Annotated in this window: 18 protein-coding genes; 11 read left to right on the forward strand and 7 right to left on the reverse strand. The window is 47.5% G+C overall.

What is annotated here, in order from left to right:
- Positions 1-158: 158 nt before the first annotated feature.
- Positions 159-2,072: an endonuclease MutS2 gene (locus ACFQ88_RS04285; protein ID WP_379452320.1), complete on the forward strand. Its 1,914-nt coding sequence runs from the start codon at positions 159-161 to the stop codon at positions 2,070-2,072.
- 31 nt (positions 2,073-2,103) lie between these two features.
- Here the strand turns inward: ACFQ88_RS04285 and ACFQ88_RS04290 are convergent, their stop codons facing one another.
- Positions 2,104-2,793, reverse strand: a complete 690-nt coding sequence (locus ACFQ88_RS04290; protein ID WP_379452322.1) for a DUF2238 domain-containing protein — start codon at positions 2,791-2,793, stop codon at positions 2,104-2,106.
- A 156-nt stretch (positions 2,794-2,949) separates the two neighbouring features.
- Between ACFQ88_RS04290 and ACFQ88_RS04295 the strand changes: the two genes are divergently transcribed.
- On the forward strand, positions 2,950-3,657 hold the full coding sequence (locus ACFQ88_RS04295) for a DNA alkylation repair protein (RefSeq protein WP_379452324.1): 708 nt from the start codon (positions 2,950-2,952) through the stop codon (positions 3,655-3,657).
- 29 nt (positions 3,658-3,686) lie between these two features.
- On the opposite strand, the gene ACFQ88_RS04300 is transcribed toward ACFQ88_RS04295, so the two are convergent.
- From ACFQ88_RS04300 to ACFQ88_RS04315, 4 genes are all read right to left on the reverse strand, one after another.
- Entirely contained in the window at positions 3,687-4,844 is a 1,158-nt protein-coding gene (locus ACFQ88_RS04300; RefSeq protein ID WP_379452326.1) for a Ger(x)C family spore germination protein, read from the reverse strand.
- Complete coding sequence (locus ACFQ88_RS04305; protein ID WP_379452328.1) at positions 4,841-6,313, reverse strand: spore germination protein; 1,473 nt, start codon at positions 6,311-6,313, stop codon at positions 4,841-4,843. The genes ACFQ88_RS04300 and ACFQ88_RS04305 overlap by 4 nt, the downstream gene beginning before the upstream one ends.
- Positions 6,310-7,398 carry an endospore germination permease gene (locus tag ACFQ88_RS04310; RefSeq protein WP_379452330.1) on the reverse strand — a complete coding sequence of 363 codons (1,089 nt, stop codon included), beginning with the start codon at positions 7,396-7,398 and terminating at the stop codon, positions 6,310-6,312. Before ACFQ88_RS04310 ends, ACFQ88_RS04305 begins: the two co-directional genes overlap by 4 nt.
- 123 nt (positions 7,399-7,521) lie before the next feature.
- On the reverse strand, positions 7,522-8,832 hold the full coding sequence (locus tag ACFQ88_RS04315) for an ABC transporter substrate-binding protein (RefSeq protein ID WP_379452332.1): 1,311 nt from the start codon (positions 8,830-8,832) through the stop codon (positions 7,522-7,524).
- A 256-nt stretch (positions 8,833-9,088) separates the two neighbouring features.
- On the opposite strand from ACFQ88_RS04315, the gene spoVB reads away from it, so the two are divergent.
- From spoVB to ACFQ88_RS04355, 8 genes are all read left to right on the forward strand, one after another.
- Positions 9,089-10,648 (forward strand): stage V sporulation protein B, encoded by a 1,560-nt coding sequence (spoVB, locus tag ACFQ88_RS04320; RefSeq protein WP_379452334.1) that lies wholly within the window; start codon positions 9,089-9,091, stop codon positions 10,646-10,648.
- 174 nt (positions 10,649-10,822) lie between these two features.
- The gene (locus ACFQ88_RS04325; RefSeq protein WP_379452336.1) at positions 10,823-11,701 is read left to right on the forward strand and encodes an N-acetylmuramoyl-L-alanine amidase; all 879 of its coding nucleotides are present in this window, start codon (positions 10,823-10,825) and stop codon (positions 11,699-11,701) included.
- A 174-nt stretch (positions 11,702-11,875) separates the two neighbouring features.
- The gene (locus ACFQ88_RS04330; protein WP_379452338.1) at positions 11,876-12,412 is read left to right on the forward strand and encodes a glycerol-3-phosphate responsive antiterminator; all 537 of its coding nucleotides are present in this window, start codon (positions 11,876-11,878) and stop codon (positions 12,410-12,412) included.
- Positions 12,413-12,574: 162 nt separating this feature from the next.
- Positions 12,575-13,417: a metallophosphoesterase family protein gene (locus ACFQ88_RS04335; protein ID WP_379452340.1), complete on the forward strand. Its 843-nt coding sequence runs from the start codon at positions 12,575-12,577 to the stop codon at positions 13,415-13,417.
- 61 nt (positions 13,418-13,478) lie between these two features.
- On the forward strand, positions 13,479-14,789 hold the full coding sequence (locus ACFQ88_RS04340; protein ID WP_379452342.1) for an ABC transporter substrate-binding protein: 1,311 nt from the start codon (positions 13,479-13,481) through the stop codon (positions 14,787-14,789).
- Between the two features lie 115 nt (positions 14,790-14,904).
- Complete coding sequence (locus ACFQ88_RS04345) at positions 14,905-16,011, forward strand: ABC transporter ATP-binding protein (protein ID WP_379452344.1); 1,107 nt, start codon at positions 14,905-14,907, stop codon at positions 16,009-16,011.
- A 1-nt stretch (position 16,012) separates the two neighbouring features.
- Complete coding sequence (locus tag ACFQ88_RS04350) at positions 16,013-16,885, forward strand: carbohydrate ABC transporter permease (RefSeq protein ID WP_379452346.1); 873 nt, start codon at positions 16,013-16,015, stop codon at positions 16,883-16,885.
- Between the two features lie 129 nt (positions 16,886-17,014).
- Entirely contained in the window at positions 17,015-17,797 is a 783-nt protein-coding gene (locus tag ACFQ88_RS04355) for a carbohydrate ABC transporter permease (RefSeq protein ID WP_379453570.1), read from the forward strand.
- An 87-nt stretch (positions 17,798-17,884) separates the two neighbouring features.
- On the opposite strand, the gene ACFQ88_RS04360 is transcribed toward ACFQ88_RS04355, so the two are convergent.
- A complete protein-coding gene (locus tag ACFQ88_RS04360) occupies positions 17,885-19,963 on the reverse strand; it encodes an LTA synthase family protein (protein WP_379452348.1) in 2,079 nt (692 codons plus the stop codon).
- A gap of 210 nt (positions 19,964-20,173) precedes the next feature.
- Between ACFQ88_RS04360 and ACFQ88_RS04365 the strand changes: the two genes are divergently transcribed.
- On the forward strand, positions 20,174-20,815 hold the full coding sequence (locus ACFQ88_RS04365; protein WP_379452350.1) for a rhomboid family intramembrane serine protease: 642 nt from the start codon (positions 20,174-20,176) through the stop codon (positions 20,813-20,815).
- Here ACFQ88_RS04365 and ACFQ88_RS04370 read toward each other — a convergent pair.
- Positions 20,812-21,342: a CBO0543 family protein gene (locus tag ACFQ88_RS04370; protein WP_379452352.1), complete on the reverse strand. Its 531-nt coding sequence runs from the start codon at positions 21,340-21,342 to the stop codon at positions 20,812-20,814. The two genes, ACFQ88_RS04365 and ACFQ88_RS04370, sit on opposite strands and share 4 nt — an antisense overlap.
- Position 21,343: the final 1 nt, after the last annotated feature.

The following is a 21,343-nucleotide window of genomic DNA, read 5'->3' on the forward strand; positions in this document are numbered from 1 at the left end:
CTCGCACACATGCCGCTTACATTCTAATGCGGCATAGGCTATCTTCATCCATGGAAGGAAGGGACTCTTGAACAGGAATGTGCCTATAAGGGGCGGAGAATGAACATACGTTCATTCTCCGCCTTTTTTTATTTTACATCCCAAAGGAGAGTATCGAAATGAACGAAACCGCATTGCAACGACTGGAATTTAACCGCATAAGAGATTCCATCATGGATTATGCCGTATCCTATGCCGGGAAGCGGCATGTAGAGTGCTTGGCACCTATGACCAATGCCAAATTAATCCGTACGAAGCTGGAGGAAGCAGCCGAAGCCAAGGCTATGCTGCAGCTGGGAGCGAGCGTGCCTATTCCGTCATTGGAAGGAATTGAACATGTTATTTTGCTGCTGGGCAAAGGATATGTGTTCACAGAAGCCGATTTCTCGCATATTCATCAATTTCTGGTCAGCTGCGGACAGCTGATGAAGTATATGGCATCCAAGAGCTCGGTGGCTCCTAATGTCAGCTCATACGCATCATCCATGTATGGGCTCGACAAGCTAAAATCGGAGATCGATCAGTGCATCCGTCACGGCCGCGTGCTAGATTCGGCAAGCAAGGAGCTGGCCAAGATCCGCAAAAAAATGAATATCTTCGAGGAGCGGATCAAGGGCAAGCTGGATTCCTTGATGAGCAGACATCGTTCGATACTGCAGGAAAATCTATTCAGCACTCGCAACGGCCGATTCGTGCTTCCGATCAAGAAAGAACACCGCAGGCTGGTTAAAGGCGCAGTGCTGGATGAATCGGCCAGCGGCCAAACTGTCTATATCGAGCCGGCGGAGTTATCGAGCCTGCAGTTCGAGCTATCCGCGCTGAAAGCGGAGGAAGCACGAGAAGAGCTCAAAATTTTGAGCGAGTTAACCGCTTTGACGGAAGGCTACATGGCGGAATTGGAGACGAATGTGGACACCGTCGGTGTGTACGATTTTCTGTTTGCCAAAGCGAAATACGCACAAGCCATAGGCGGAGTCCCCGTACAAATCAATGAGGACGGAATCATTCATTTTCAGAACGGAATCCATCCATTGCTGGGCCGACAGATGATTCCGCTGCATTTTTCGATCGGAGAGGGCTACAGCTCGTTAATTATTACGGGTCCTAACACTGGGGGCAAAACATTGGCGCTCAAGACTGTCGGCCTGCTAACCGCGATGGTACAATCCGGCTTGCTCGTACCTGTCCGGGAAGAAAGCATGTTTTCCGTATTCACCAACCTTGCGGTCGATATCGGCGACGGACAAAGCTTGGAGCACGCGCTTAGCACATTCTCCGCACATATTCGGAATGTCAACCAAATATTGCAGATCGCAGACCGTTCGACGCTCGTATTGATTGATGAAATGGCATCGGGAACCGATCCGGGTGAAGGTGTCGGGTTGTCCATCGCGATTTTGGAAGAGCTGCATCGGAGAGGGACGACCGTCATAGCGACAACCCATTTTACCGAAATCAAAAATTTCGCAGAAGCGGCTCCGGGATTTGAAAATGCGCGAATGGAGTTTGATGCGGACACTTTGCAGCCGTTATACAGATTAACGATAGGGCAGGCAGGGCAGAGCTATGCGTTCCACATCGCCTTAAAGCTCGGGATTCCATCCGGCATCATCCACCGTTCCCGAGAAATATCCCAGAACGGATTTAAGGCAGCTGCCGCCGAGATGGCGGTACAGGAAACAGCCCAAAATCATCCGTTCAGGAAGAATGAGTCACCTGAGCCAACAAAAGCTGCGGACCAACTTGCTGCAACTAAATTTGTGCTTGGAGACAGTGTCTATATCTCTTATCTGGGACGTACAGGCATCGTGTGTGAGGTTGAAGACGCGATGGGCATAGTCGGGGTGATGATTCAGCGGGATAAGCATCGCATTAACAAGAAGCGATTGTCTCTTCATATTCCCGCCAAGGAGCTGTATCCGGAGCAATATGATCTGGACATCGTATTCGAGACCAAGGAGCACCGCAAAATGAAAAAACTGATGAGCCGAAAGCACGTGGAAGGGCTTATGATCGTGAAGAAAGAAGAATAGCCGCAATAAGAAGACAGCCTGAGCCGAATGCTCAGGCTGTTGCTTTATTCCTCTGCTTATCCCCCAAATGCCGATTGCGGTATCGGACCCAAGCAACGATCCCCATGGAGACGATCGCGCCTGCCAACCCTAGCGCCATGTCTTTATGCGTATCGAATGGGTCCCCTTGCATGCCCATATAATCTTGTCCGGCTTGAGCTCCGACCAGGGCTACAATCATCTCAAGTATTTCGAATAAGGAGCTGCATGCAAAAATAGCTGCCGCTGAGACCGCTAACGACCAGAATCCGCGCAGGCCGGCTTTTCTCATCAGCATCTCTCGCATGGGATAGGTAAGGAGTAGGCCGAAAGCAAAGTGTACGACCCGGTCAAAGTAGCTCCTTTGGGTATGAAAGGATGCTTTCAGCCACATATCCATCGGAGTGTTCTGATACGTATGGTGAGCGGCGTAAGTATGCAGGCACAGAAATACGAAAATACAAAGATAAGAGAGATTCGAAAATCGGTACTTCGGATAAGTTAGGATAAGGAGCAGTCCCGAAACGACCACAAGCACATTTTCCAGCAGCCATTGCATTCGGTCGGTTGGACGGATGGCCATAACAGCCCAGAAGACAAGGAAGCTGACAAAAAGCACCTGCAGCAAATGATTTCGGCTAAACGGGATATACGGATTCATCAGGCTGCTGGTGGGACTAACGGTTGCGGAACGTCGATTCATGCCGGACTCTACTCCTTCAGTTAATGGATTTGGCTGCAGTGTGAATTATTGGTAGTATAGGCGAAAATCCAATTATCATACATCGCCATGGTATAATGATGCTGTTCTGATACATCTATGTGTGATTAAGGTTAATGGAATAGGCGGGATATGAACATGACATTGGATGAGGTAATGGAAAAACTGCAATCCATGGGAACGGAGCAAACAAAGCGTACTTTCATTCGCCACGGGGCCAAGGAGCCGTTATTCGGCGTCAAAGTCGGAGATATGAAGAAGCTTGTAAAAGATATCAAACAAGATCAGGAATTGGCCAAGGCACTGTACGAAACGGGTAACAGCGATGGCATGTATTTGGCGGGTTTGACAGTGAATCCGAAGCAAATGTCCAAGGAGCTGCTCCAGCATTGGGCACACCAGGCATCTTGGTATATGCTTGCTGAATATACGGTTGCCAGTGTAGCGGCGGAGAGTCCTTATGCCATGGAGCTGGCAGCCGAATGGATGGAGGCGGAGGAGGAGATGATAGCCGTCTGCGGATGGAGCGCTTATACGAACTATTTATCCATTACGCCCGATGACAAACTCGATAGGGAGCAGATCCGATCGCTGCTGGACCGGGTGGCCGAAACAATACACAGTGAACGCAACCGTGTACGCTACGTGATGAACGGTTTTGTCATTTCCGTAGGCAGTTATGTTCCTGCATTGTTCCAAGAAGCCGTGCTCACTGCCGAGCGTATCGGGAAGGTTCACGTTGATGTCGGACAAACCGCGTGCAAGGTGCCGACGGCGACGGAATATATTCATAAAGTAGAGGCAATGAGCCGAGTCGGGAAGAAACGCAAGACGTGCATATGTTAAGCAGACATGCGAAAAAGGCAGAGGAGTCGTCAGTCTCCTCTGCCTTTATATTTGCCCGTGTGCAGCAGCTTTACTTTTACATCGATTTGCTTCAGTGAGTCCTCGTTGATTAGCAATTCATCATCCTGCTTCAGTTCGTGAAATCGTTTCGGGTAATTACGATATAAGGCTTCCTCCAGCTTCAATACATCGGAGCGGATTTGAAGCCCTTTTTTAAACGAGTACCGGACTTCTTCTTTAATTTGGTTGGCGGCTTTTTCCTCCAATTCGATCTCGGACAGGTCATCCGTAAATTCATCCAAGTAACCCTGTACCCGAATCGAGATATTGAAATACACTTTGCCGTCTTTGAAGTAAGGCTTAATCTTGCTTTTGGGGTGAATGATCACGATCACGGCTACAGGATGGTGATTGTCACTGTCGAAAATGTTGATGGGTGACCGCTCAAGCCTCGGCTGCATCCAACGGTAGCCTCTCAGATCGCTCTCACTTAACCATCCCCGCAAATTTTGATTGTAAAAAAAGTAACCTCCGTCGATTCGCAGCATCCCTTTTAATTTCTTATCTTCGGACCAGCTTTTCCTATCGATAGCTATCGAGGGCATCATCGCTCCATCGCCGAGCTCATTGAATTGGGCGATCACTTTGTATCCATATACTGGAACGACATAGGAACGCTGTGAGAACACTTGCGACGGGCTGAACATCACGGTATCGAGCGGTGAAAGGTTTAATATCGACTTTTGGACAAAAATGTTCTTCAGCGGTTCTTTCGTTCCATACAATAGCACATTATAACGGATCTCCCTGTACCGGTTCACCATATCGTAAGCTTCCTTGATCCTTTGGGGATTGCTCAATAAGCTTTCGGAGCACACAATGGTTCGGACATGACCCCAAAATACGCGGATTTGCGACGTGGAGTAGATCGAGTTAAACGATTCCGTAACCGTTTTGCCCTCTCCTTTGCCGATCCAGACAGGGATGGTTTTCCCAAGCTGAGAGGTATCGGTTCTGGCGACATTTGCAAAATTCAATACTTGAACGTAGCTAATATACTTTCCGTCTTGATAATCGAGTCCAAGTGCGGTTACGTAAGCCATGTTCTGGATATCCTTGGCGTTCCAGCATGCCGGAAGCAGAAGCGTCAACCCCAGCGTTATCAGAAGCAATAATACCTTCTTCACGTCGTGCTATCTCCTTGATGGTCCGAATCCAATGTACTCAAGTTCGAAGGCCTCTTCTTCATCTTGTTATAAGGAATTTTCAAGAATGAAATGGCCAAATCCTTGAAGCTCACAGGCGAAAGGGGAGACAAATAGGGAACTCCGAACGATTGCAGCTTGGACATGTAGAACAAGAGCAGAATGAGACTGAGAATCATGCCGTACATTCCGAGAAACGCCGATAACAGGAAGATCACTAGTCGGACGATACTGATCACCGTACTTAGGGACTGGTTCACCAATGTCGCTCCGGATACCGCCGTAATGGCGCCAACTACGACAACGGAAGGGGACACCAGACCGGATCGAATCGCAGCGTCGCCAATAACAAGCCCTCCGACTACCGTAAGTATTTGTCCAATGGAGCTCGGCAGACGAACGCCGGCTTCACGGAATATTTCCAGCAGCAGCAGCAGAATCAGCATTTCCATCTGAGAGGAAAACGGAAGTCCCAATCGGGCGACGGAAATGGTAGCCATGAGGCGAAATGGAATTTGGTCCTGGTGGAAGGCTACGATGGCAACCCAAAATCCAGGCAGCAATATGGATAGCCATAAGCTGAATAGACGAATGAGTCGTGCGAACGAAACATACTGGAAGCCAAAATGTATATCCTCAGGCGACTTCAATATTAACGATAAGGTTGCAGGTCCAATCAGGACGAACGGATTTCCGTCTACGATCAGGACGAAACGGCCGGCAAGCAACGAACTGACTGCATAATCGGGACGTCCCGTGAAGTCTATAAGAGGAAACAGCGAATATTTCACATCCGACAAGTTCTCTTCCAATTGCGCGATACTGTAGATGCCGTCGATATCAATCTTTTTAATCCGTTTGCGCACTTCCTGCAAAATTTGCGGCGATAAGATATCTTCGATATACATCAAGCCTACTTTGGTTCGCGTTCTTGTCCCCAGAATGTACATTTCATAACTTAAACTGTTGCTTCTTATCCGTTTACGTACTAAAGCAACATTGGTCGCAATATCTTCGACAAACCCGTCCTTTGGCCCTTTGATCGAAATCTCCGTTGTTGATTCCTCCGGCGTTCTACCCGGCGGGTTACATGCATTCATTTTGAAGACATTACGACTATTGGGGAAAAAGAGTATCAAATCGCCTTGAAATACGAATTCAACCAGATGTCCTGGTGAAATGTTCGAATGCAGCGGGATTAAAGGCAGCGTCCCGTAATAGCCCTCCCGAAAGCGCCGCTGCCCCTGGGCCAAATCATGAAGCTCCGGAAGCACGACTTTACTTATTTGCGAAGAGTCGCACAATCCTTCCGCGTAGATGAACAAGATTTGGGTATCGTCTGCGTCTCCGAGATGGAAAAGCTGTATTTGAACATCAGCCGAATGTTCGAATAATTCGCGGATGGAAGACTCCGTCCAGACCGGTTGCGAGTTAGCATGTTGTAGGCTCATGAGACTTTCTCCTTGGGTGGTTTAGTCATTAGCGCGACGGCCATCCAAATTCCAGTAACAATCAGGATCGTGTATAGACACGGCGGAAAATAGTCCTGGAACATCCATAAGTAAAAAGCGTCTTGATTGATAGGCAGCATCGCTAATACGATATAACTTAACGAAACCAATAAAATCAGCCAATTGCGAGACTTGGTGTTGCGTAAAGGCAGAATATCGGCAAGCAGAAACAAGGAAAGGCTGATTCTGATGCTGGCGCCTGACAGCCACTGAAACACCGACAGAAAATCGACGTGCTCTACATAATCGCCCAGCTTCACAAGCCGCCACTGCTCGTAAGGCGAGATCATCTGCTTGGCCGCTTCGTGCGGGCCGAACTCGGTAATGGCTCCGATCAGAGGACCTACCGTAATATAGACAAGCATGGAAGCCAGCAGCAGCAGCTTCCACCAGCTTGCTTTCGTTTTCAGATGATGCTGCATCAGCACGACTACGAACAACTCCACTAATCCGCCTGCCGCGTACATAATGCCATTAAAGGCAGGCTGCCAGCCATTTTCGAGAAACGGCTTCAGCATGGCATAATTCTTTTGGGTTGAATTGGCTACAGATACAAAAATCCCCAGAGTCACTACGGTAGGGAGAAGAATCCCCGAAGCAATGGCAATGGCGCGAATACTGACTCTGGCCGGATATTGGCAAACCAGCACCAAAGCCGTAATCAGAATGAACTTGGGACTGGCAGGTAAATAGTTTGTGATCGTCCATACCGTCGTATGAACGATAGTCATACCGCCGATTAGGTACAGGATAACGAGTACGGGAGCCAGGATCACCCAGGACAGGAAAGGAGTCGTTTGCTGTGCCAACCAAGGTTGAAGCTTTTGCTGCCCGGATTTTTTCATAATCAACAAAAGTATGAGACACCAAGGAAGGAATAGGATGGAGGTGAGCAGCACCGAAATCCATGCATCCCTTCCGGCGACATCCAGCATCATCGGATTGACTATGACGTGAGAGGCCAGGCCGCACATTAGCATCAAGATCATGGATGCTTGCAAGAAGCTGATCGTTCCGTTCGGCATGTTCTAATCTGTCCATTCTGCAGCGTTAGATCGCATTTGCATATAGTATGTTTGTTAGAGTTGCCAATTTTGGAAAAGGGTATTCAAAATAGAAAAGGCAGCCTGCTGGCTGCCTTAAAATGGTTATTTTTGTGCGGCGGCTTCAATTTCTTTGACAGCCGCCTCATACGCTTTGCGGAATGCGGTGTTCGAGTCGCTTACGCCCTGCGCGACTTCCCGGAAAGCATTCCCCGCATGTTTGGAGCCGATATCGTCGAAAAGCGTTTTTGCCGATATCGGGGCTGGCTTTGTAGGGTAGAACGCTTTAATGTTCTTGCCTTTCAATACAGGAATGTCGGAGCCGAACGTATCGATAATCTTAGAGTTGTTGATGATCGGCATTCCAAGTCCTTCCTTCGCATACTTCGTTTGCATTTCTTCCGAGGTCAAGAATGCCAGTACTTCAAATGCCGCTTCTTTATACTTGCTCGTGCTTGTAACGCTTCCAAACGTCGGATACATTTGCGAGCCTACGCCCGGTGCTTCCTTGAACGATGGGAGCGGAACTGCATCCAGGTTTTGATCCGGCTGAGAGCCAACCATTACGCTGTTAAAGTGGGCGTACATCGCGAGAGTCCGGTCTTTGTTGAACAGGTCGGCTTCTTTGCCGTATTTTTCCTTAGGCAGCACAGCTCCAGGGATGTTGTAAAATCTCGTGAAGTTTTCCGTCATTTTAATAAACTGCTCATTATTAAAGGCCGGCTGGTTCGTTTTCCCATCAACGAAAGGCAGCGAAAGCTGGTTGACGTTAAGCATATGGCTAATGGAGGTCAAGAAGCCGTAATATTGCACTCCGCCTTCATTACGGGACATTTTCTTGGCCAAGTCGTACAGTTCATCCCAAGTCATGCCTTCCTTCGGATAGGGCACACCGAATTTATCGAACAGATCCTTGTTGTACATCAACGTTTCCGCCGTAGTGAACAAAGGAAGGGAGTAAATTTTGCCGTTGCCGTTTTGCTTGATGAAATCGTAATTGGTTTTCTCCAGCTTGTTCAAATCGTAGTTCTGTTTCTTAATATACTCATCCAGCTCGGCATACAAATTCAATTTATGATACTGCTGAATGAAGCCGATGGAATAAATAATGATATCCAACGGTTGACCGGAAGCCATGACCTCGTTTACGCTGGTACCGGTACCGTACGTAATGAATTTCGGAGTAATGTGAGGAAATTTTTCTTTGATTTTATTGCCGAACAGCTGCATAAACTGTTCTTCAGTCGTTCCGGTATTCGGACGGTAAAACGTCAGCTCGATAGGTTCCTTCTTAGCGGCCGGCTCGCTTCCTTTGCCTGGTGCCGCCTCATTAGTCGTTCCGCCGCCACCGCATGCGGTCGAGAAGAGCAGAGAGGTTAATACAGCGGAAGCTAGTAAGCGGTTTCTTTTTTTCATAACTTTCATTCGCCCCTTATTTTTCATATGAGAGTTAGTAGTTGTTAAGCGCTTTCATCTTATTATAGATGATTGTTTCTCATTAGAAGATAGACAAAATTCATTTTTATGTGTGGAAAATTCACTTTTTGACAAGATAAAAAACAATTAAAGGTATTATATCCCATAAAATGGATTGAAGTGGGCTTATTCGCATACAACTCGGCCAAGCTGAATATACATAGACGTAAGCTAAAAGATATGGAGCGTACGTCAAATGGACAAACAACAATCTACCTTTGTACGGGGCACTTTCATTTTAACTACGGCCGCCTTTATTACCCGTATTCTTGGCTTCGTCAACAGTATCATTATGGCCCGGTTTTTGGGCCCGGAAGGGATCGGCCTGCTCATGATGGCACACCCTCTGGTCCCAATGATGATCACTTTGACAAGTCTTGGGCTGCCCGTAGCCATTTCCAAGCTGGTAGCCGAAGCCGAGGCGCGCGGCGATTCCGCTAAGGTGAAGCGGATTCTCCAGGTGTCCTTGAGCATCACGGTGTCGATGAGCATCGTGCTCACTCTGGGCACGTTCCTGGGAGCCAAGCCGATTGCAGGCATGATCCTAGCGGATCAGCGGGCGTATTACGCCATGCTGGCGATTATCCCGATAGCCCCTCTGGTGGCCATCTCCTCCGTGCTCAAAGGCTATTTCCGCGGGAAGCAAAATATGAAGCCGATCGCGGTCTCCGACGTGGTCGAGAATATCGTTCAAATTGCCTTGATCGCTGCGCTGGTACAAATGCTGGTGCCTTACGGACTTGAGTATGCGGCGGCAGGGGCGATGATCTGTACCGTCTTGGGCGAAGGCAGCGGACTGCTGTACTTATTGATCATGTACACGATCCATCGAAGAAAGAACAGCGCGCAGGTGCAAGCTGATCAGCCGCTTCCCGGGAAGAAGCAAACGTTGTCCGAGCTGTTGAGCATCGGGCTGCCCTCCACCGGACAAGGGTTCATCCATTCCATTTACCGGGCTATCAAACCCGCGCTGGTGATCAAAAGCCTAGCGATAGCAGGCATCGGAACCGCCGTTGCGACCAAGCAATACGGGCTGCTCGTAGGGTATGCTTTTCCGCTGCTGGTGTTTCCTACATTCATCATGCATTCCTTATCTACTGCGCTCATTCCTTCTATCAGCGAAGCGAATGCGGCCAACAACCGGCGTTTGATCCACGAACGGATCGATCAGGCGATCGGCCTTGCATTTATGATTGGCGCGCCTTGTACGATCATTTTGTATATGTGGGCGGTTCCGTTGACCACCGTCCTGTATCATTCGCCTGAAGCCGGGAAGCTGCTGATGCTGCTGGCGCCGTTTTTCCTGCTCCATTACTTCGAGGATCCGCTGCATGCCGTTCTTCTGGGAATCGGCAAGGTGAAGACGGTGATGTGGAATTTTATTATGAGTACGCTGCTGCAAGCCGTGGCGATGTTCATCTTCGGATCGGAATGGGGGATATACGGGGTTGCGACGGGAATTAACTTCGGTATATGCATCATAACGATGCTGAACTTTTTGGCCATATCCACTTATATCGGGTTCTCCGTGGACGTGCGCAGGTATTTGAAAATCATCCTGTGCCTGTTGGCGATGGCGGTATGCGGTCAAGCCGCCTCTACGTATATGAGTCAGGCCGGTTTCGGTCAGCCTTGGGTCGTGGCGGTTTCCATAGCGGTCTCGCTCTGCGTCTATTCCTTGTCTTTGATGGCAACGCAATCGGTGAAGCCGGTTTTCCGGGGCGGAAGCACCAAAGGCTTTTTTACAAAGCTGTGATAAAAGTTTCAATTTATTAAAGCAGCCGCAAGGCTGTTTTTTTGTATTAGGCACAGGTTGTATGCAAGGTACCACAGCCCTAAAGCATAACGCGAATATGGACCCTACAAGTGTCAACATTTTCCTGCTATAATAGTGTATAAACCGACATAGAAAGATGAATGAGGTAACCCTATGAAGCAGAAATTGTTCAAGGCACTCATCCTTCCCATTATGATGCTGGTTCTGATTTGGCCGCAAGCAATGAGTGCACAAGCAGCAGGATCCCAGAACGCCAAAGTGTTAGCCTCATCGCTAAGTGTCCGCAGCAAGCCCGATGCAAAGTCTCCCGTGATCGGCTCGTTATCGAGGAATACGATGGTAACCGTGTCACAGGAGTCATACGGATGGATGAAGGTTCAATCCGGAAGGACGACGGGCTGGGTGGCCGGATACTATTTGCAATTGCTCAAAGGCGCTCCAGCGTCTCAGGGCTCTGCGAAATCCGCTGTCACGATTGCAAGCAGCAAAGGTTTGAAAGGCAAGCTGATCGTCATCGATCCGGGGCATGGAGGCGGCGATCACGGTACGACGGGCACCAAGTACCGCTCAAGCGAGAAAACGTTGAATTTATCGACCGCCAACTATTTGGCGGACAAGCTGAAGCAGGCCGGGGCTCAGACGATTATGACCCGTACCCGGGACGGGGACAATCCCGAGCTCTCCGAAAGAGCCGGCTTAAGTCAATCAAAGCGGGCGGATGCGTTTATCAGCATTCATTACAATTCTTCGCCGAAGCCGACTTCCGGCACGCTGACGTTTTTTTATTCGCAATCTAAGGATATGCCGCTCGCCCGCAAGATCGAAGAGCAGCTTAACAAGCAGCTGAATTTGAAAAGCAACGGAATTTCTTTCGGCAATTATCACGTGCTGAGAAACAATTCCCGTCCGTCTGCTTTGGTGGAGCTCGGATTTTTATCCAACGCCAAGGACGAGGCTGTGGTAAGAACGGCCGATTATCAGCGCAAAGCGGCGGATGCGATCGTCGACGGGCTGCACGAATACTTTGATTAGGTTGTTCTAGGGGAAAACCGCCGAAAGGCGGTTTTTTGCTTTTTACCGCAGCTTTTGTAAAACAATGACAGAGAAAATTAATAAATCCATAACACTGCATTGATAATACGATAATAATTATAGCCTACTCTATTAATAGAACAACTAATATAAACCGGAAAAGAGGACGTACTCTTGAGCTCATATCCTATTATTGCGTCCATTACCGATGCGGAACAAATTAAACACGTACTCAACAGTCAAGTAAAACGAGTGAACCTGATGACCGGAACCGTCAACAACTTGAAGCAAATTATCGGTCAGCTGCATGACTCGCGCAAGCAGGTGTTCGTTCACATCGAGATGGTTGGCGGAATCGGAAGGGATGCTGCATCCATTCAATATCTGGCCGAGGAGTTCAAAGCGGACGGCATTGTGACAACCAAGAGCAACGCGGTGGCTGCAGCCAGACAGGCCGGAATCCTAAGCATTCAGCGGTTTTTCGCCATCGATACTTCTGCAGTGGAGACAGCGGTACGCATGATCAAAACGAGCAATCCCGACGAAGTGGAATTGATGCCCGGACTGATGCCTCGGATCATAAGTGAGGTCAAGCAGAAGATTAAGCAGCCTCTGATTGTAGGCGGGTTAATCCGGCATGAGGATGAAATCAAGCTCGCTCTGGATAGCGGCGCAGATTTCGTATCTATCGGAAGCAGCACTTTTTGGTGACAGTCAATGGACAATAACATAATGTACCTCGGGTGGAGACGATGAGAAAACCCAGTGGTCAGTAAATCAACTTACCTTACAGGCAAGGGGGGATTTTCTGCTACTGGTTTTTTTGTGCTCAAAAAAGGATGTTGATTCATCAAATCATAGGAGGGGTTTCCAATGCGTTTGGTATTAATGGGAGATTTGCATTATCACGAAATTGATGAAACGATTCCAGGATGGCTGGAAGCGCGCGATGATTTCTATCGAATATTTCTAGATCGGTTTTTGGAATTGGAAGGCGATGCTCATATTTCGTTAGGAGATTTAACTAATTACGGAGCTTCCTCTGAGCTGCAAGAAGTATATGAGATGATACGACAACATGATAGAACGTTCTATCACGCGTTGGGGAACCATGATCTATACGCTCAAACTAGAATGGAAGTTCTCCAAATAACCGGTCAAGCGCGCTATCACGCAGTAGTAACCGATCGTGCCGTACTTGCCTTTCTTGACACCGCGAAAGAGATGGATTTTGAAGATTGGGGAGGCTGGGTTGACGCAGAACAATTGCAGTGGTTTGAAGAGGTTGTAAAGGCATCTGGGACAAAGCCTCTTTTAGTATTCGCTCACCATCCGGTTTATAATACGACAACCAATTCGGAGAAGGAGAAAGGATCCATTCATCCGAGCATTGATATGTGGAACATTTTAAACCAGAAAGTAGGGGTGGGGATTTATTTTAACGGTCATACTCATGTCGACTCAATAGTGAAGCAGAATAATTGGACTTTTGTTCAGCTGTCTGCCTGCCTTGATCAGCATGGTTTGAGAATCGTCGATATCGAGCAAGAGGAGATTCGTATTTCCGCTATGGATATTACGGATGAGGCGCTTGCGGAAAATGTAGGAACTTTATATAACCATATGAAGTACTTTAGACATAATCCTAATGCACGCGGTATAGAGTCGGATCGGGAATGTAATGTCCCTTTACAATTACCAGCGGAACAAAAATAAGTGATTTGGTAATTCCACCTTAAATTGAAGACTCAGATTAAAAACTAGGAGGATTTGTCTTATGTTAAGCAAAAAAAGCTTATCCATTCTTGCACTTAGTACGGTATTTATGACCTCTGCATGCGGGTCCAGCGGCACAAGCGGCCAAGCAGGCACGGCTGCCGGCAATTCCTCTTCGTCGAACGGAAAGATCGTTATCAAGTACTGGACAGCTAACGGCGGGAAAATTGAAGAAGCCAAACAAAACCTTGTGAAAAAATTTAATGAATCTCAGAACCGTATTGAAGTGCAGCAGGCGAACCAAGGAAATTATGACGATCTTCATGCAAAAACGCAAGCTGCGTTTGCTGCCGGCAACGCGCCTGCCGTATTTGATCTCGAAATAGCATCAACCGGTATTTTTGCCCGTTCCGGCATGCTGGTAGATCTGACGCCTCTTGCCAAAAGAGACGATGCCCAGCTCGATCTGAAGGATTTTAATCCGGGTCTCATGGGGAACGCTTATATTGACGATAAGCTGTACGGCATTCCGTTTATGCGCAGCACCCCGATCTTCTATAAAAATGTCACCATGTTAAAAGATGCCGGTCTCGATCCGGCCGGTCCTAAAAATTGGACTGAAATGGAGCAGTATGCCCGAGTATTGAAATCGAAGGGGAAAACACCGCTCACGATGCCGGTCGGCGTATGGGAGTATGAGGCGTTAGTTGCTCAAAGCGGCGGCAAGGTGCTGAGCGATGACGGCAAAAAAGCTACGTTTAACTCTCCTGAGGGGGTTGCGCCTGTAGAGTTTTGGAAGAAAATGTCCGATGAAGGTCTGATCAAGTTTGTAGTAGGGAAAACAGCGGGCGCCGACGCCGACAAGGATTGGAGCAACCAAATTTCCGCCTTTAAAATCGGTTCTACCGCTGGCGTGTCTCAAAGTATAGAGGTTGCAAAAGGGAACAACTTCGAAATGGCAACCGACTTTATGCCTGCCAATAAAAATTACGGCGTTCCAACCGGCGGATGCCACCTGGCTATGACCTCCAAGCTCAGCGAGCAAGAAAAAGAGGCGACTTGGGAATTTATTAAATTTATGACATCCAAGGAAAATACGATCTATCAGCATAAGTATGTCGGGTACTTGCCAAACCGTCTCTCTGCGTTGAACAGTGAAGAATTGCAAAGCTACTATAAAGAGTTTCCGCAATACAAGGTGGCTTCTGATCAATTAAAGTATGCCGTAATGCGTCCGAACGCAAATGCGTATGCCGAGGTTTCGAAAATTATGATCGATGCTATGACTAAAGCAATTCTAGAGAAAAATGTGAAACCGCAAGATGCAATGAACGAGGCTGCGGAAAAAGCAAACAAGCTGTTGAGCAAGTAATAGCTGCGAATAGGTCTCCAAGCATAAGAGAAGAGCCGGCTCCCATTCAGGAAGCGGAGGCTGGCCTTCTTTCTTTTGTTCGAGAAAAAAAGCTGCAAGACAAGGAGATGATCGTATGGCGAAGATCGTATTGAGAAATATTTCCAAAATGTATAAAGACGAAACGATAATCAGTAATTTGAATCTCACCATTAAAGACGGATCGTTTACTGTTCTTGTAGGCCCGTCCGGCTGCGGCAAATCGACGACGCTTCGTATGATTGCCGGTCTTGAAAAGGAAAGCGGCGGAGAAATATGGATCGGCGACAAATGCGTTAACAATACCCAGCCCGGATATCGGGATGTGGCGATGGTTTTCCAGAACTATGCTTTATACCCAACCATGTCCGTTCGTGAAAATATCGAATTCGGACTGAAAAACAGAAAGGTTCCCAAACCGGAACGCGAGACCTTGATCCGTGATATTTGTGAGATCGTCGGTTTGACACCCCATTTGGATAAGAAGCCGCAAAACCTGTCCGGAGGACAACGGCAAAGGGTTGCTCTTGCCCGGGCGATGGTAAAAAAACCAAAGGTATTTATCCTGGATGAACCGCTCTCCAATCTGGACGCGAAGCTGCGTAATCAGATGAGGACGGAATTGATTCAGCTTCACCGCAGGCTCGGTTCTACCTTTGTTTATGTAACCCATGATCAAGTGGAAGCCATGTCTATGGGCGATGAAATTGTTGTTATGAACAAAGGCGTGATCCAGCAGGCGGACTCGCCAATGAAGCTCTATAACGATCCGGATAATGTGTTTACCGCCCAGTTTATCGGCACTCCGGCCATGAACATCTTCAACTACAGCGCAGTACCAGGTCTAAAGGTGGAGTCGGAAGCTAACATCGGTTTCGTCGGATTCCGGGCGGAGCATGTGTTGATGAACCCGAAAGATCATTCGGAAGGACTTACGGTTGAAGGGGAAATTATCACACGGGAAAGCTTGGGTGCGGAAAATATTTATCAGATCCATTCGGCTGCGGGTGTATTCTTCGTCAAGACCTTCCTGGCACCTTTAGTATACGAAGATCATGTTAAAGTTGTCATTCCGGATCATTGTCTCTACTATTTCGACTTGGACGGCAAAAGAATACGCGGTACCGAAGTGCCGTATCACGCAGCGGCGAAAGTGCAGAATTCAGCACCCAATAAAACTCTAGTCAGTGTCGGCGGTGTGTAATATGACAATGTGGGAAAAGCTTCGTCCTTACGCGATGGTTGCTCCGGCGATCACGGTATTTTCATTGTTTTTTATTTATCCGATCCTGTATATGATCTACTTAAGTATGTATGATTGGAATTTTATTAGCCCGACGAAAAATTTTGTCGGCTTCCAAAACTTTTCCGACCTGCTGCAGGAAAAAGAATTTATCCAAGTCATCACGAACTCTACGGTATATACCATTTTAACCGTTATATTCATTATTGGACTTTCTTTGCTGCTGGCTCTCTGGCTGAATAAGGCCGGCGTGTTCCACAGCTTTGTCCAAGGTGCGATCTTCAGCCCGCATATCGTTTCTTGGGTATCCATATCCATGATATGGGCTTGGGTAATGGATCCGCAGTACGGCTTATTAAACTGGTTTATCGGATTATTCGGATTTGAAAAACTGCAATGGCTGTCCTCACCGAGCACTTCTCTGATCTCGCTGGTCATCGTTGCCGTGTGGAAAGGACTGGGCTATAATACCTTGGTTTTTATCGCCGGCTTACAGAGCATTCCCAAGGACATTTATGAGGCGGCAGCCTTGGACCAATCGAAGCCTTGGACTACCTTTTACAAGCTGATTCTTCCTATGCTGTCGCCAACCATCTTTTTCCTGGTTATCATCAACATGATCGGCTCGTTTCAGGTGTTTGAGACGATAGCGATCATGACTCAGGGTGGACCGGTCAATTCGACCAATACGCTCGTTTATTATATTTATGAGTACGGGTTCCGGTTCTTTAAAATCGGCTACGCCTCTGCAGCAGGTGTTATCTTGCTGTTCATTGTTGGAGTATTGACGATAATCTACTTCAAAATGATGTCAAAACGCGTTCATTACCAATAAGATGAGGTGAATCCATTGAAAGCAGAGCAGACGCTTGATGCTGAGCGTACATTGATTCATGTCAAAAGCAAAGAAGAAATCGTAACAAAGCTGTTACATTATGTTCTTAAGGCAATAAGTATAGCCGGTATGATTGTTTTGGTTCTTGTTTTTGCAATGCCGTTCGTATGGATGCTTTCAACTTCTTTGAAAACATTGCCCGAAACGATGATTTTCCCGCCGAATTGGATACCCAAAAATTTCGTCTGGAGCAATTATGCCCAGGCTTGGGCTTCGGGTCCGTTTCTGCACTATATAACGAACAGCATCATCATTTCGATTGGTATTCTCATTATGCAGATGCTTACGATTATTCCTGCAGCCTATGCATTTGCACGCTATCATTTTAAAGGGTCGGGATTTTTATTCGGCATGGTTATGATTACCTTAATGATTCCGTCTCAATTAATTTTCCTGCCCGTTTATTTGCAGTTAAGCGCCTGGAAGCTGCTTAATACGCATCTTGCCCTCATTCTCCCGTTTGCATCCAGCGCGTTCGGCATTTTCCTCTTGAGGCAGTCGTTTAAGCAGGTACAGGAGGAATTGCTCGAAGCGGCGAGGCTGGACAGCGCCAAAGAGTGGCAGATCATTTTGAAATTGATGGTACCTATGGCTAAGCCTGTATTGGCGACTTTTGCCTTATTCAGCTTTATTGCCCATTGGAATGATTACTTCTGGCCGCTGGTCATGACAACGGATGAAACCGCGAGAACATTACCTTTAGGCATTGCGAAGATACGCGAAGAAGAAGGAGTAGCTAACTGGAACGTGCTGATGGCCGGAAATATGATTCTGGTAACGCCTATTCTGATCGCATTCTTTTTTGCTCAACGTCATATCATACGTGCTTTTGTTTATACCGGCGTAAAATAATGGAAGGTATGGCTGTTAGGTAAATAAGGATTGGAATGCAAAAAGCCGCAGGCTGGGACTTTTTCCCGTTCTGCGGCTTTTCTCGTATTACATATCGCCTGCCATGGCGCCCGAATATTTGTATTCGTTCGATCTGGCGATAATTTTATCCTTCGAATCCTTAACAATCACTTCGATCTTCAGAGGCTGCTTCTTGCTGGACTCCGGCTTGATATGCGCCGTCATCTCCCGGGGGCTGTTCCACTCCACCTCCACCGGCTGTCCGTTCACTTGGACAATACAATTGACCGGCAGATCCGCTCCGGTAATGAGCAATTCCTCCGCGCCTTTCAGCTTCACGTCCTGAATTTCCATGCGTCCGAGTCCAAGGACATAGTTCTTGTCTTTGATGCTGTCCTTCATGTCGCCGTAGCCGAACTGCGATCCGAACATGATATCATATTGCAGCTGCTCGTATGTCTTGAGCGCTTGCTTGTCGATCTTCATTTCCTCGTAATAATTTTCGGGAGGAAGGATCGGCATTTGCTGAGAGAGCTGATACAAATAATCGGTATAATAGCTTCCGGGTCTTTGAGCGAGCTTCAACAGATATGGCCCTATAAAAGAAGGGCTCATATTAATCTCGTCTTTATGCTCCGGCAAATAGTTGTTCCAGACGAGAGTAGGGACGCGGTACATTTTATTCAGGAAATCCGGATCGTTTTCCTTCAAATAGCCGATATCCTTGTATGCTTGGTAGTTATCTCCGAGACTCGGCAGATGGTCTCCGAAGAATAAGATGATCGTCGGCTCCTTGGTCGTTTCATAATGAGTGACCAGCCTTTTGAGCATATCGTCTACGCCGAGCAGCCCTTGGGCATACGTTTCCAGCAAGCCTTTGGCTTCGCCTTCCACGCCTGTAACCTCGATCGTATTCTCTTTAAATTTGCCGGGATAGTAGTGATAGTGATTCTCCATCGTATTGGCAAAGACAAAGTCGGGACCGTCAGTCAAGTCTGTCGTACCAATAATTTGATAAGCCACTTCCCGATCGGCGATGTAAGGGCCTTCGTAGTCAGGCTTCATGAATTCTTGCGAAATATATTTCGAGAATCCGAAATTCTCGTAAACCTTCTTGCTGTTATAGAACCAGCTGTGGAACGGGTTGATGGACGTCGACGTATAGCCTTGCCGTTCCATAATACTTGCGAGAGAGTCGACGCCTTTGTTGATATATTGATTGTACGGTACGGAGCCTTGCGGCAAAAACCGCATCGAGTTTCCCGTCAGCACTTCGAACTCTACATTCGCCGTGCCGCCGCCGTATTGAGGAGACAGCATCGTGCCGCTCGTATATTTCTTAATCATCTCGTGATAAAAAGGCAGCGGGTCTTTGCTGAAAGTAATATTCTTCACCTGCGTCGCATCCCAGAACGACTCGCTCAACACTACAATGATGTTAGGCTTCACGTCGCCTTCAGCCGGCACGGCAGGAGGGGTGGAGGAGATCGCAGCGCGCACATTGTCTTCGTTGTAGCCTTCAGGCTGGTTCAGGAACAGAAATTTCAAGTTCATGATGGTCGACAAAAGAAATCCGTTCGTCTGTACATTCAGAGTCTGATCCCAGCCAATGTTCTGAACATGCGCAAGCCGTTTCAACGACATGGAGCCGTCCGTATAGATCATAGTCAGCATAAGGAGCGATGCAATCCCCATGGCGACGCGATGCTTCCAGCGGAAGTTGAACAAAATTCTCGGAAGCTTGTATAGCAGCAAAATACTAATAACGATAAAGGTTATAATGCCTGAAACCACCGTAAAATTGAGAAGACCGCTTAAATATTGCGCCATATCCTTGGTTTCGCTCGTCAGCAGCAAATCCCATGGAAGGAACGGTACGCCTAAAATATCGAGCTTGATGCCGCTTATTAGCCCGAAGGCTAAACAAAATGTCGCTACAAGCCAGAACGACAAATGAACTCTGCCCGTAATGGCCGTTAATAGAAACAGGAAGCCGAGGACGACCAGCGCGTTAAGGGCTACTTCCGGCAGCGCCTCGAAGGTCCATTTTAAGGTACCCCACCATTGACCTCTGCTTAACAACTCTACAAGAAACACAATCCACAGCGACCACAGCAAAAGCGGGATCCGTTTTGCCGCTCTGGCGCCATGATTTTGAAGCGCCAACCCCAACTCCCTCAAATGTATCACCACATTCTATTTATAAAAATTTTGTAAACACTTAACCAGTATAGCATACCTTATCGTTATTGTAATAAGTCTTTATTTTGGTTTGTAAAGCAATTAAAAGGAGATGGTTCAAGGGTTCCGTGAAACGGGGCGGGAGTTGCGATATAATAATGAAATCAAGGTCCAAAGTCGAAGGGGAGAACGCTATTGTTCATACGCAGAGAAAGCTTGAAGCAGTATATCCGGCTGTATCCGGTTACGTCACTCATCATTGTAATTCATTTGGCAGCTATGGCAGCGATGACCTGGTATGGCTCGTCCAAAGATACGGAGACGCTGCTGCGTTTCGGAGCCATGTTCGGTGTACCGGGAGTACAGCCGGAGCTGTGGCGCTACGTTACGTCTATTTTTTTGCATATCGGGTTCGAGCACTTGTTGTTTAACAGCTTTGCCTTATATGTATTTGCCGCGCCGCTTGAACGAATGTTAGGCAGCTTGAAATACGCCCTGTTTTACGTTGCCTGCGGCATCGTCGGCAATATTGCCAGCGCCTGGTTTCATACGGATCCTTATGTTGGGGCGGGGGCATCCGGTGCGATTTACGGGGTGTATGCAGCCTACTTGTATTTATCCGTATTTCGCAAGGACCTGATCGACTTTCAGACGAAACAGACGGTCAGAACGATTGTCATCATCGGTTTCGTCTACTCGATCTTGATTCCCAATGTGGATCTTTACGCCCATGCCGGCGGATTTGTCGGAGGCTTGCTTCTCACCGGCTTGTTCACCCTATTTGTTAAGCGCAGAAACGGAGGCCGTGCAGTCCCGAACGGGGAAGGGGAGAATTAGGATGCATCCTGTGCCGATAGGGAAATAGTATCTTCAGTACTTGTCTTACGGGATAAAAATCCGTACTTGAGCAGCCTTGTATAATAGAAATAGACAAGCAAATAGGCAAGCAAGTAGGATCCGCTGGTGAAAAAGATATTCCATCCGTTGCCGTAAGTGACTTTCCCAATGACCACTCCGAAATATTCCAGACAGGTGGTAAATGCCATTGTGATCAAGCTAATGAGCAACCAGTGAAGGGAACTATTCCGAATCCAATAAATCATGTAGCTGCCTAATATGGGATATAGCCCCAAGTCCAGCGGCAGAGCGGATATAGTCTCATCATCGGGAATATGCGGCGTGAAATCCCAAAATTTTAAATGGAAGCCGACATCATTAATGAACATCGAGATAACAACGCTGATGGGATAGATTAGTAGTAGGATTTTGCGATCCTTCTTATACAAATAGATACCGAACAGCCATGGAATAATGAAGCCCAATGTAATATTAAACAGCATGCTGCCGACCCGCCCTGTTCCCAAT

The sequence above is a fragment of the Paenibacillus sp. NPDC056579 genome, assembly GCF_042793215.1.
Taxonomy (GTDB): Bacteria; Bacillota; Bacilli; order Paenibacillales; family NBRC-103111; genus Paenibacillus_S.